This is a genomic window from Bradyrhizobium sp. LHD-71, assembly GCF_031157255.1.
Classification (GTDB): domain Bacteria; phylum Pseudomonadota; class Alphaproteobacteria; order Rhizobiales; family Xanthobacteraceae; genus P52-10.
The window spans coordinates 111,060-122,700 of record NZ_JAVIFX010000008.1; the positions used below are offsets into that span (position 1 = coordinate 111,060).

Below are 11,641 nucleotides of genomic sequence, written 5' to 3' on the forward strand. Positions count from 1 at the left end.
CGAAGACAGTGAGCCGGCCAGCAAGTTCAGCATTGGATTTCAGGACCATCATTCGGAAGGGTGATGTCGTCGCGTGGCCGCAGGGGCCGGGCGAGCCCTTGGGACTGACGGGGCGGCTCGTGGCGCAACGGCACGAGTTGCCGCGCGCGGGAATCTTCATCGGCCTGAGCGCGAGCGAAACGCTGTCTCCCGCACATGCGGACAGCTTCACGCTGCGCGGCTTGAACGGTGCGGGGACCAACAGGAGGCTGACTGCGGCCAACGTTCTCGACATCATCCCGGCGCATGTCTCGTCGATTGCCGCGCTGATTGCGGCCGACAAGGTACCCATCGACATTGCGTTGCTTCGCGTCCGACCGCATCCGACGCCGGGCTACTTCACGGTTGGCGTGATGTGTGACTACACCCAGGCAATGGTGAAGGCGGCTCGAGTCGTCGTGGCAGAACTCGACATGCGTTTGCCCGTCACGTCGCAGGATGCGCTGCTGCCTCAATCGGCGATCGATATTCTGGTCGATGCTGATGGAGCGGAGATCTCGATGCCGGATCCGCTGCCGTCGGCGAGCGATCGGTCGATCGCCAACCATGTGGCTGGTCTGATTCCGGACCGCGCCACCGTACAGCTCGGTATTGGCGGTTTGCCCGCCGCCGTAGCCGCGGCGCTCGTCGGCCACAAGGATCTCGGTATCCACAGCGGTGTCATTTCGGACGCCGTCGCCGACCTGATCGAGAAGGGGGTCGTCACCAATGCCTGCAAGGGACTGGACGCGGGCTGCACGGTGACCGGCGGTCTGTTCGGGACGCGCCGTCTGTTCGATTTCGCGGACGGCAATCCGGCGATCCATATGCGCGCGTTGAGCCACACGCATAACGTCGCGGTCATGGCGCAGGTCAACCGTCTTCACAGCGTCAATTCGGCGATCGAGATCGATCTCAGTGGACAAGTCAACGCGGAATCGGCAGCGGGCCGCTATCTCGGCGCGGTCGGAGGGCAGGCGGATTTTGTGCGCGGCGCGCAGGCCTCCGAAGGCGGCCGCTCTATCATCGCGATGAGCGCGGTCACGCCGGATGGCAAGCAATCGCGCATCGTGACGTCTCTTGGGCGCGGCCCGGTCACCACCGCCCGCGCAGACGTCGATACGGTCGTCACCGAATTCGGCGTCGCGGAACTGCGCGGCGCCTCGTTAACAGAACGCAAGCGCAAGCTCATTGCCATCGCTCATCCAGATCACCGCGAATCCCTCGATCGGCCCGCTGGTGAGACAAAAAGCCCCGCAGTTGCCGGTGTGAGCCGATGATCTCCCGCAACGAAGGCCTCAAAGCGCAATGAACCAGACGAGCAACGACACGCAGCCGGCCGCAGGCTCTGAGGTCATCGTGGAAGCGCCGCGGCCCGGCGTGTGTCAGATCAGGATGAACCGGCCCGAACGATTGAATGCGCTTGGCCTCGGTATGGTCGAGGAGCTGAAGCGGGCGGTCGAGGATGCGATCGCGTCGGGCGCGCGCGTGGTGCTGTTCCGCGGAACCGGACGTGGCTTCTGCGCAGGCGCCGACCTGAAGGAGCGCAGGACAATGGGCGAAGCCGAACGGCTTCGCCACAATCGTGCGATCAATGCCGCCGTCGATGCGGTCGCGGCGTGTCCAGTGCCGACGATCGCCGTCATCAACGGGCTTGCGCTCGGGGGCGGCTGCGAACTTGCTCTTGCCTGCGACCTGCGCATCGCCGCGCAGGAGGCACAGATCGGACTGACCGAGGCGCGCATCGGCGCAATCCCGGGCGCGGGCGGAACGCAGCGGATGCCGCGCCTCATTGGTGCCTCGCGGGCGCTCGAACTGATGCTGACGGGGGAGCCGATTACGGCCCGGCGTGCCGAGCAGATCGGACTGGTCAACGCGGCGCTGCCGGCGGAGGAGCTCGACGCTTATGTCGAACGGCTGTCCGGCATTCTCGCCTCACGCTCGGTTCGCTCCGCGAAACTACTGAAGCGCGTTGTGTATGAAGGGCTCAAGCATCCGATCGAGCACGGATTGGCTGTTGAGCGGACGGCGCTTTCGGAGATATTCAGTTCGGCGGACTATGCGGAAGGTCTGGCCGCCTTTGCGGAAAAGCGCCCGCCGAATTTTGCAGCCTAGGTGAGAGCCAGTGGATAAACGAGCGATCGATCCCTCGGAGTCTGTTCACAAGAGCAAGGGCGACCATGTCGCGCACCAGCTCTTGCAGCGGATCATCGCGTCGGACCTCAAGCAGGGAGAGAGCTTTGCCACCGAGGCTGAATTGCTGGCGCAGTACAAGGTCAGCCGGCCGACCTTGCGCGAGAGCCTGCGAATCCTCGAGCATCAGGGCGTGCTGGAGCTCAGGCCGGGCCCCGGCGGCGGCATCATTCTGCGCCGACCGAGCATTGCAACGCTTGCGCACAACCTGTCCGTCTTCCTGCGGCTGCACGACGTTCCGTTCGTTACGGTGCTGCATGCACGCGAGGTGATCGAACCCTCGCTGGCCGCCGAGGCGGCGACGAACGGAACGAAGGCGGATTTCGCCGAGCTGCAGGCGTCGATCGATCGGATGAAAAAGATCGACGGCGATCAGGAAAGTTTCCTCGAAGAGAACAGGGTGTTTCACGACATCATCGCCAGGGCGAGCGGCAATCGCGTGCTCGAGGTGTTCTGGTCGACCATGAGCATTCTCGCCAGCGGCGAGCATCACGGCGTCAGCTATTCCGTCGGCAACCAGCGGCATGTCATCGAGGCGCACGAGCGCATCCTCGCGGCCTGCCGCAAACGCGACAGCGCGGAAGCAGCGATCGCGATGCGGGAGCACGTGACCGAGCTTGAGACCCTCGTCCGCCGTCGCTTCAAGCATCTGGTGGGAAGGCCGACGCGCGTCGTCGCCAAACCGGGGCGCTCGATCAGGTAGCGCCAACCGATCGTCCGGCAAGGACGTCATTCGGCGGGCATTGCAAATGATATAGAGGATTGGAGAAAGAGCTGTGCAGTTCAAACTGACGGAAGATCAGCGGACCATGGTAGGGACCGTTCGCGCGCTGACCCAGGACAGGTTCAAGGGGCGGGCGCTGAAGTACATGGACGGTTCGTTTCCCTGGGAGAACATGAAGGAGCTCGCTGAACTCGGTATCCTCGGCATGGCGGTGCCGGAGGAGTATGGCGGCCTCGGCCTACCGGTCTTCGATACTGCGCTGGTCCTCGAAGAGATCGCCAAGGGCTGTTACACCACGGCGATGGCAGTGCTCGGTGAGGTCGGCACCCAGACGAAGATTATCGCGTCGTTCGCACCGGAAAGTATCAAGCGGCGCGTCCTGCCGAAGGTCTGTTCGGGCGATCTGATCCTGGCGATCTGCATGACAGAGCCGCATGCCGGCACCGACGTCGCCAACTATCGGACCAACACCGAGGTTCGCGGCGACAAGCTGTTGCTCAACGGCGCCAAGACACTGATCAGCCGCGTGGACGAGGCCGGCATGTTCATCGTCTTCACCCGGATCAACAAGCAGCCCGGCCGCGCCGGAATCGGTTGCGTGCTGATCGAGAGGGACACGCCAGGATTCATCGTCACCGGCCGCCACCATACGATGGGCGGAGAGAACCTCGCGTCGATCACCTTCGAAAACTGCGAACTGCCGCTGGAGAATCTCATCCTTCGTGAGGATGGCTTCAAGAAGCTGCTGAACGCCTTCAATACCCAGCGTTGCCTCAACCCCAGCATCTCGCTTGGCCTGGCCGAGGGCGCTTTTGAGGAGGCCATCCATTATGCGCGCGATCGGACGGCGTTCGGCCGCCCGATCGGCGAGTTTCAGGGCATGCGCTGGAAGCTCGCCGAGATGTATCGCGACATCGAGGTCGGTCGCTCCATGCTCTATCGTGCCTGCGCGACCGCAAATCCGTTCCCCGATCCCTATGAAGCCGCGATCGCCAAGATCTACTGCAACGAGATGGCCATCCGCGTCACCAGCGAGGCCATTCAGGTGCATGGCGGTTACGGCTTCACCGACGAATATCCGGTGTCTCGCTTCTATCGCGGCGCACGCTACGGCACGTTGGGCGGCGGCACGACCGAAACGCTGAAGGAGCTGGTCGGCAAGCAGTTGATGACCGATTTCCCCGACAAGGACGGCTTCCTCGCGATGGGTACGTTCTAGACCATGCGCTCGTTATTGTTTGTGCCCGTCGACGATCCTCGCAAGGTCGCCAAGGCTCTTGCGAGTTCGGCCGATGCCCTGATCCTCGATCTCGAGGATGCGATCGCCGCCGATCGCAAGGACTTCGCCCGCAGGGCCTGCGTCGAGGCGCTCGGTTCCGAACACGGTGCGAAGAAGCTGTTCGTGCGCATCAATGCGCTGGATACGGACGATGCACTTTCGGATCTTGCCGCCGTCGTGCGGGCGCGGCCGTTTGGCCTCGTGCTGCCGAAATGCCGCCATGGCGATGACGTGCGGCTGCTGGCGAGCTATCTGACTGCGCTTGAGGCACGCGATGGCCTTCCAATCGGCGGCATTGCCGTCCTTCCAATCGTCACCGAGATCAGCGCCGCGATGCTGACGCTGGCGAGCTATTCCGCGCCCGTCATTCCGCGTCTTTATGGAATGATGTGGGGCGGCGAGGATCTTGCTGCGGACATCGGTGCATCGCAGAACCGGTCCAGCGGCGGCGAGTACACGTTTCCGTATCAACTGGCGCGCACCATGTGCCTGCTGGCGGCGACCGCCACGTCGACCGTTGCAGTCGATGCGGTGTTCACCGACTTCCGCAACGCGCAGGCGCTGGAGCAGGAAGCCGCCGACGCGGCGAGGGCCGGGTTCACGGCGAAGGCGGCCATCCACCCCGATCAGATCGAAACGATCAACCGCGCCTTCACGCCGACGGCGGCCGAGGTGGAATGGGCGCGACGGGTCGTGAGCGTGTTCGAGAGCAATCCGGGCGCGGGTGCTGCGGCGCTCGACGGCAAGATGCTTGACCGGCCGCACCTGCGCAATGCGACGCGCGTGCTTACGAGAGCCGGCCGCTAGAACTCGCAGGGGTCCTTCCGGACTGCGGCAGCGAGGTGCCGGTGGACCTCAAAAAATTGATCTCGTGCTTCAGATAACACCGTCCTTCTTCAGCTCTGCCAATTCCTCGTTCGAATGGCCGAGCCAATCGCCGAAGATGGCTTCGTTGCTGGCGCCAAGCGGCAGGCTGGGCTCGATCCCGCGGCGTTCAGTGCCTTCGAAAACGAGCGGCGAGTGCGGCAGCACGACTCGGCCGAGATCGGGATGGTCGATCCATTGCAGGCTGCCGCGTGCATGCATGTTCTCGTCGTGCATCACTTCGCTCAAGTTGCGCACCGGCGCGCAGGGGACGGAAGCCGCCAGCATGCGCTCGGCCACCTCGCTCTTCGCAAGCGTCTTCGTCCAGTTCTCGATGAGTGCGTCCACATCGGAAAAATGCACGACCCGCGTCGAGCGCGTCACGAAGCGCGGATCGTCCTTGAGATCGGATCGGCCCATGACGTCGAGGATCGCGCGGAAATGCTGGTCGCCTGGTGCGTTGAGAACGACATAGCCGTCCTTCGTCGGGTAGACATTGTAGGGCGAGATGCCAAGACCGCCGTGGCGATTGCCGGTCCGGTCCGGTGCGGCCTCGCCCCGGGCGTGCAGCATGCCGAGGTTAGAGGCGAGCGAGGCGTAGGTCGCATCCTGCATGGAGACCTCGACCACGCGACCCTTGCCCGTCCGCTCGCGCTCGTAGAGCGCGGTCATGATCGCCGCATAGAGATGGATGCCGGCCGAGAAGTCGCACATGGCTGCGCCGGATTTTACTGGCGGCTGGTCCGGAAAGCCGGTGGAGTTGATGACACCGCACATCGCCTGCATCACGAGATCCATGGCGGGATAATCGCGATAGGGTCCGGTCTTGCCGTATCCTGAGCTCGAGCCGTAGATCAGGCGCGGATTGATCTTCAGGAGCCCCGACGGGCCGATCCCCAACCGGTCGGTGACGCCCGGTGCGAAATTCTCGACGAGAATGTCGGCCTTGGCGGCCATCTCCTTCAGGAGCGCCCGCCCAGCCTCGGTCTTCAGGTTCAGCGTCACCGGCTTCTTGTTGGAATTCAGCATGGCAAAGGGCAGCGCCGCGCCTCCCATGTCGCCGCGGCTGCGTAGGTGCTCGCCGTGATGCGGCTCCACCTTGATCACCTCTGCGCCGGCCATGGCCATCAGGAATGTCGCGTAGGGACCGTTATAGACATGCGAGAGATCGATGACGGTGATGCCCGACAGAGGATAGCCCTGGTCGCCTTGTCGCCCTTGTTGCCCGGGCTTTGCATGAAGCATCGTTTCCTCCCTCGCGTCGTCGCTGTCTTGCGCTCAGTCTATCTTTGTTTCGCGAGATTCAAAATGATTTAGATGATTGCAAATCGATGGGGCGAATTCGCGTCGCGCAAATGTAGCAAGGGTCATCAGGAAAAGTCGCTTGCCGGAATTGCTGGAGACAATTGTTATCGGTGAAGCGCCGACCAGCGGCGCGCGATGATTTGCGGCGGGTTTCGTGCCTGCCGTTCCACATGGTCCGACATCATGAGGAGCATTGCGTAATTATGTCCCGACTGATGAAGACCGCGCTCGCGCTGTGTCTCGCCCTGGTCCTCGGCGACGGCGTCATGGCGGAGGACTACCCCTCCCGACGGATCACGCTGCTCACCCCTTACGCGCCGGGCGCATCGAGCGACGCGATGGCGCGCGTCGCCGCCGCCAGCCTAAGTGAGCGGATCAACCAGCCGGTGGTGGTGGAGAACAAGGTCGGCGGCAGTTCGGTGCTCGCGACGCGCGCGGCGCTGGCCGCAGCGCCCGACGGCTACACGCTGCTGTTTCACACCAATGCCTTCCACACCACGGCGCTTTCGATGCCTGAGGCGGGCTACAGCGTCGACGATTTCGTCATCGTCGCAGCGGTCGGAACGACCGCCTATGTGCTTGTGGCGCCTTCGACTGTCCCGTCCGGTTCGCTCGAAAGCTTCACCGCCTACCTGAAGGCGCAAGGCGCGCGTGCCAACTATGGTTCGCTCGGACGCGGCACCCAGCAGATGCTGCTCGGTGAGCGCTTCAAGGTGGCGGCCAGGATCGGTTGGCAGGAAATACCGTACAAGAGCGGAGCGGACGTCATCGCCCCACTGCTGACCAATCAGATTCAAGGGTTCTTCGGCACGACCAATTTCGTCAAACAGCAGCCGCTATTGAAGCCGATCGCCATCACTTCGAATGTGAGATCGAGATATCTGCCGGATATCCCGACCTTCAAGGAACTGGGACATCCCGAGCTGTTCGAGGAGGGGTGGTTCGTAGTGCTGGCGCCGGCGCGGACGCCGAAGCCGATCATCGAGCGCCTGCGGGCAGAGTTTCGGCAAAGCATCCGGTCCGACAAGGTCAGGAAGCAACTCGAGACCGCGATGGTCGAGCCTTACGAAGGTTCGATCGACGAGTTCGTGGCCTACACGCAGGACGGCGCGCGGCGGTTTGCCGAAGACATCAGGCGATTTGCAGGGGCGCAATAGCGCAACCCCGAGCGACTGCGAGAAACGCACCAATGAATTTCGATGATACCCCGCAGGAAGCCGCTTTTCGCGCGTCTGCGCGCGCATGGATCGCCGCCAATGCCCCCGTCGAGCTCGCGGACGAACTCGGTCGCGTGCCCTCCGGACGCTTCCAGCTGAAAAATAGGGATGTCGTTCAAGTCTCCTGCGCGTGGCAGAAGAAGAAGGCGGATGCAGGCTGGGCCTGCCTGCATTGGCCGAAGGATTATGGCGGGCGCGGCGCACTGCCGATCGAACGTGTGATCTGGCAGCAGGAAGAAGGCGTGTTCGGCCGGCTCGGCGCGATCTTCGCGGTCGGGCAGGGCATGTGCGGGCCGACGCTGATGACCTACGCCACCGAAGAGCAGAAACGCGGACTTCTGCCGAAGATCGCCTCCGGCGAGGAAATCTGGTGCCAGCTTTTCTCGGAGCCTTGGGGTGGTTCGGACCTCGCCGGCTTGCGCACGCGCGCCGAGCGCGACGGTAAGAGCTGGATTGTCAACGGCCAGAAGATCTGGACTTCGGGCGCGCAACACGCCGAGTACGGCATCCTTATCACGCGGACTGATCCAGCGGTGCCGAAGCACCAGGGACTGACAATGTTCTTCCTCAACATGAAGAGTCCCGGGATCGAGATCCGTCCAATCAAGCAGATCAGCGGCCAATCGGATTTCAACGAAGTGTATTTCACGGACGTCCGCATTCCCGACAGCCAGCGGCTCGGCGCAGTCGGCAACGGCTGGAACGTGTCGTTGACCACGCTGATGAACGAGCGGATGTCCATCGGCGCAACGGTCGCAACAGGCTTTCCCGAGCTTTTCGCGCTCTGTTGCGAGATCGAGACAGAAGAGGGACTCGCGGTGGATGATCCGGCCGTGCGTTCGCGGCTCGCGACCTGGGCGGCGCGGGCCTCCGGCCTGACCCACACGACATACCGGGCGATTTCCGCGCTGTCGCGCGGTGAGCGGCCCGGACCGGAGAATTCCATCGGCAAGCTCGTCGGCGGCACTATGCTGCAGGAGATCGCTGCCTTTGCCATGGATCTGCGAGGCGCAGCAGGCCAGTTGACCGATCCCGAGCATCCGTTGGGCGGTCAGTTTCCATCCATGCTGTTTCGGGCGCCGGCGGTCAGGATCGCTGGCGGGACCGATGAGATCCTGCGCAATATCATCGCGGAGCGCGTGCTCGGCCTGCCTGGAGACATCCGCGTCGACAAGGGTGTGCCCTTCAACAAGATTCCAACGAAGGGGCGTTGAGTTTTCGCAAGCGGACAAAACCTATCGCGGGGCATCATAAAAACTAACTCGGAGCGGATGCCACGACTTGTTACGGTTCTGCCTACTTCAAGGCTGGGAGAGGACCGGTGATGATCGCCAGGGCTTTGGTTCTTGCGTGCATGTGGACGTTGGCCGCCGGTGCGGCGCTGGCACAGAGCTATCCGACGAAACCGGTGACCCTGATCGTTCCATTCGCTCCCGGCGGCCCCACCGACCTTGTCGGGCGTGCCGCGGCGGAAGGGCTGACCAAGGAATTGGGACGCCCGGTGGTCGTGGAGAACAAGCCAGGTGCCACAGGAGTCGTCGGTCTCGAGGCGCTGGAGCGAAGCGCGCCGGACGGACATACGCTGCTGCTGTTCGCGAGCACCACCGCGATCTCGCATGTCGCGCAGAAAAGAACGTTCGATCTCACCAAGCAGGTGACGCCGTTGGGCAACCTGATCACGTCGTCGATGCTCGTGCTGGTCAATCCCAAAATGATCGACGTCAAGAATCTGGACGAACTCGCCGCCTACCTGCGGGCGAATGCCGGGACCCCCTACACGAGTTCCGGCATCGGCAGCCCCGCCCATATCTATGCCGAGGCGTGGGCAAAGAAGCTCGGCGTGCAGATGACGCATGTTTCCTATCGGGGTATTGCCCCGGCACTGGTCGACGTGCTCGGTAGCAGGGTCGGCATCATCTTCTCGACCGCAACCTCGATCAAATCGCACGTCGAGGCCGGCAGCCTGCGTGCGATCGCGGTTCTCGGGGATGAGCGTCTGAGCTTCATTCCCGATGTGCGCACCTCGGTCGAGCAAGGTTATGGCGACCTGAAGATCCTGATCTATACGGGTCTCGCCGTGACCGCGGGAACGCCGGATCCGGTGGTTGCGACGTTGCGCCGGGCGCAGGAGAAGGTCGTGCAGGGCGAGCTCTACCGCAAGACGTTCGACGGTACCGACGGCAAGCCGGAGTTCATCGACGGCCCGGAATGGGGTGGACGCATCCAGAAGGCCTATGACGACGCGGCGAGGATCACCAAGGACGTCGGTCTGGTCATCGATTGAGAGGCGACGTTCAGATCGTCTCTTCCGTGCCGAGGATTGCCGTTACCTGGCTCGACAGGACGCCGCCGTTGCCGTGCGCAAGCGCGAGCTTCGCATTCTTGATCTGGCGCGCGCCGGCGGTCCCCATGAGTTGTTCGGTCGCCTCGACGAGCGTGAACAGGCCGTACATTCCGGGATGAACGCAGGACAGTCCGCCGCCGTTGGTGTTCACCGGTAGGCTGCCGCCGGGCGCGATCCGGCCACCCTGCACGAACCGCCCGCCTTCGCCCTTGGGGCAGAAGCCGAGATCCTCGAGGAACAGGATGGTGTTGATCGTGAATGCGTCGTAGAGCTCGAGCACGTCGATGTCGGATGGCTTCGCCTTCGCCTGCGCGAAAGCCCTCGGACCTGACTCCGATGCAGCCGAGACGGTCAGGTCCGGCATCGAGGCGATGTTGTAGTGGAACGTCGACGCGGTCGATCCCAGCACGTAGGCCGGCTTGCGGACGAGGTCCCTGGCGCGATCAGCGCGGGTCATGACGATGGCCGCCGCGCCGTCGGTGACGAGACAGCAATCGCGCACGCCGAACGGGTCGGCTACGCGCCGCGCCTTCAGCACATCGTCGACCGTCAGCTCGCCGCGGTCGAATGCGTCGGGATTGAGCTGCGCCCATTTGCGCGCGGAGACCGCGACTTCGGCAAGCTGCTCGGGTGTCGTGCCGTACTGATGCATGTGGCGGGCGGCCGCCAGCGCATAACCCGTCACTGGCATCTTCGGCTTGTAAGGGCCTTCGTAGGGGTCGACGCCGGCGCCGCTCTGCAGCCGTCCGAGCGTCGTTCGCTGGACGCTGCCATAGGCGATCAGAGCGACGTCACTTAATCCGGCTTCGAGCGCGAGCGCGGCCCACGTCACGTGGGTCAGGAATGCGGAACCGCCTGTGCGGTTGTTTTCGGTGATTTTCGGATGCAGCCCGAGATACTGCGCAAACGAAAGGCCGGACAGGAATTCGTTCGGCAGGCAGATGAACACGGCATCGACGTCGGACAGCTTGAGCCCCGCCGACTTCAGCGCCTTGAGGCTTGCATGAGTGGCGATATCCATCGCCGAGAAACCGCGCGCCTCGCCGATGCCGTGGGTCGCGGCGCCAACAATCGCCGTCTTGGCTCTTGGAAAATTTTCCATCGGATGATCCGGTTGATTGTGCGCTTAAGACTCAGGCCGGGACGAAGACCAGCAGCGATTGCGTATCGTCCTTGACGATCTTCGCCCTGACGCGCATGCCGATCCTGACCTGCTCCGGTGGAACGCCCTCGACCCGGCTCATCATCCGTGGGCCTTCTTCGAGATCGATGAGAGCAACGTTGTAGCTTTGCAGCGGCGGACGCTCGCGCATCACTGAGGTGGAATAGACGATGCCGGTGCCTAACGCCGGTACCCACTCCAGGTCGGTGCTGCCGCTGACCGGCTCGGCGACGCGTGGGGGAAAGAAATGGCGGCCGCTCTCGCGGCTTTTCAGAATCATGAACCGACCCTCGTCGAGAAACTGCCTGTAATCCTTCTCGGGCTGGATCGATCCCGGCTGCTGATCGGTCATATCAGCAATTCCCTTCTGGTCTTGAAAGCGTCGTGACGCGCGCCTGCGACCTCGTGCAACGAGGCATTCGTTCAGGAGCGGCCTCACTCTTTCGCGGAGCCAATTCTGCGGCAAGTTACAAATGCTCGGGCTGCCCATCAAAAATACTCACGACGTCACATACGCTTCTTACCTTCATCGCGC

Annotated in this window: 11 protein-coding genes; 8 read left to right on the forward strand and 3 right to left on the reverse strand. The window is 63.2% G+C overall.

Features of this window, described 5'->3' with window-relative positions; all coding sequences use genetic code 11:
* Window positions 1-32 precede the first annotated feature (32 nt).
* The 5 genes from RCO31_RS10920 (at window position 33) to RCO31_RS10940 (ending at window position 5,021) form a co-directional block, all read left to right on the forward strand.
* Window positions 33-1,298: an acetyl-CoA hydrolase/transferase C-terminal domain-containing protein gene (locus RCO31_RS10920; protein ID WP_308968348.1), complete on the forward strand. Its 1,266-nt coding sequence runs from the start codon at window positions 33-35 to the stop codon at window positions 1,296-1,298.
* 28 nt (window positions 1,299-1,326) lie between these two features.
* On the forward strand, window positions 1,327-2,133 hold the full coding sequence (locus tag RCO31_RS10925) for an enoyl-CoA hydratase-related protein (protein WP_308968349.1): 807 nt from the start codon (window positions 1,327-1,329) through the stop codon (window positions 2,131-2,133).
* Window positions 2,134-2,143: 10 nt separating this feature from the next.
* Window positions 2,144-2,914: an FCD domain-containing protein gene (locus RCO31_RS10930; RefSeq protein WP_308968350.1), complete on the forward strand. Its 771-nt coding sequence runs from the start codon at window positions 2,144-2,146 to the stop codon at window positions 2,912-2,914.
* A gap of 73 nt (window positions 2,915-2,987) precedes the next feature.
* Window positions 2,988-4,154 (forward strand): acyl-CoA dehydrogenase family protein, encoded by a 1,167-nt coding sequence (locus RCO31_RS10935; RefSeq protein WP_308968351.1) that lies wholly within the window; start codon window positions 2,988-2,990, stop codon window positions 4,152-4,154.
* A gap of 3 nt (window positions 4,155-4,157) precedes the next feature.
* Window positions 4,158-5,021, forward strand: coding sequence for a CoA ester lyase (locus RCO31_RS10940; RefSeq protein WP_308968352.1), 864 nt, complete (start codon window positions 4,158-4,160; stop codon window positions 5,019-5,021).
* Window positions 5,022-5,090: 69 nt separating this feature from the next.
* Here the strand turns inward: RCO31_RS10940 and RCO31_RS10945 are convergent, their stop codons facing one another.
* Window positions 5,091-6,323, reverse strand: a complete 1,233-nt coding sequence (locus RCO31_RS10945; RefSeq protein ID WP_308968353.1) for a CoA transferase — start codon at window positions 6,321-6,323, stop codon at window positions 5,091-5,093.
* Window positions 6,324-6,586: 263 nt separating this feature from the next.
* Here RCO31_RS10945 and RCO31_RS10950 point away from each other — a divergent pair, with 263 nt between their 5' ends.
* The 3 genes from RCO31_RS10950 (at window position 6,587) to RCO31_RS10960 (ending at window position 9,884) form a co-directional block, all read left to right on the forward strand.
* Entirely contained in the window at window positions 6,587-7,540 is a 954-nt protein-coding gene (locus tag RCO31_RS10950) for a tripartite tricarboxylate transporter substrate binding protein (protein ID WP_308968354.1), read from the forward strand.
* Between the two features lie 32 nt (window positions 7,541-7,572).
* Entirely contained in the window at window positions 7,573-8,814 is a 1,242-nt protein-coding gene (locus RCO31_RS10955) for an acyl-CoA dehydrogenase (RefSeq protein ID WP_308968355.1), read from the forward strand.
* A 110-nt stretch (window positions 8,815-8,924) separates the two neighbouring features.
* The gene (locus RCO31_RS10960) at window positions 8,925-9,884 is read left to right on the forward strand and encodes a tripartite tricarboxylate transporter substrate binding protein (RefSeq protein ID WP_308968457.1); all 960 of its coding nucleotides are present in this window, start codon (window positions 8,925-8,927) and stop codon (window positions 9,882-9,884) included.
* 10 nt (window positions 9,885-9,894) lie between these two features.
* Here RCO31_RS10960 and RCO31_RS10965 read toward each other — a convergent pair whose 3' ends face one another.
* The gene (locus RCO31_RS10965; protein ID WP_308968356.1) at window positions 9,895-11,046 is read right to left on the reverse strand and encodes a thiolase; all 1,152 of its coding nucleotides are present in this window, start codon (window positions 11,044-11,046) and stop codon (window positions 9,895-9,897) included.
* Between the two features lie 31 nt (window positions 11,047-11,077).
* Complete coding sequence (locus RCO31_RS10970) at window positions 11,078-11,458, reverse strand: OB-fold domain-containing protein (protein ID WP_308968357.1); 381 nt, start codon at window positions 11,456-11,458, stop codon at window positions 11,078-11,080.
* Window positions 11,459-11,641 lie beyond the last annotated feature (183 nt).

Excerpts from the sequence above, each read along its gene's own strand:
- RCO31_RS10925 (WP_308968349.1), top strand. The coding sequence starts at position 1,327 with ATGAACCAGACGAGCAACGACACGCAGCCGGCCGCAGGCTCTGAGGTC.
- RCO31_RS10940 (WP_308968352.1), top strand. The coding sequence starts at position 4,158 with ATGCGCTCGTTATTGTTTGTGCCCGTCGACGATCCTCGCAAGGTCGCC.
- RCO31_RS10945 (WP_308968353.1), bottom strand. The coding sequence starts at position 6,323 with ATGCTTCATGCAAAGCCCGGGCAACAAGGGCGACAAGGCGACCAGGGC.
- RCO31_RS10950 (WP_308968354.1), top strand. The coding sequence starts at position 6,587 with ATGTCCCGACTGATGAAGACCGCGCTCGCGCTGTGTCTCGCCCTGGTC.
- RCO31_RS10955 (WP_308968355.1), top strand. The coding sequence starts at position 7,573 with ATGAATTTCGATGATACCCCGCAGGAAGCCGCTTTTCGCGCGTCTGCG.
- RCO31_RS10960 (WP_308968457.1), top strand. The coding sequence starts at position 8,925 with ATGATCGCCAGGGCTTTGGTTCTTGCGTGCATGTGGACGTTGGCCGCC.
- RCO31_RS10965 (WP_308968356.1), bottom strand. The coding sequence starts at position 11,046 with ATGGAAAATTTTCCAAGAGCCAAGACGGCGATTGTTGGCGCCGCGACC.
- RCO31_RS10970 (WP_308968357.1), bottom strand. The coding sequence starts at position 11,458 with ATGACCGATCAGCAGCCGGGATCGATCCAGCCCGAGAAGGATTACAGG.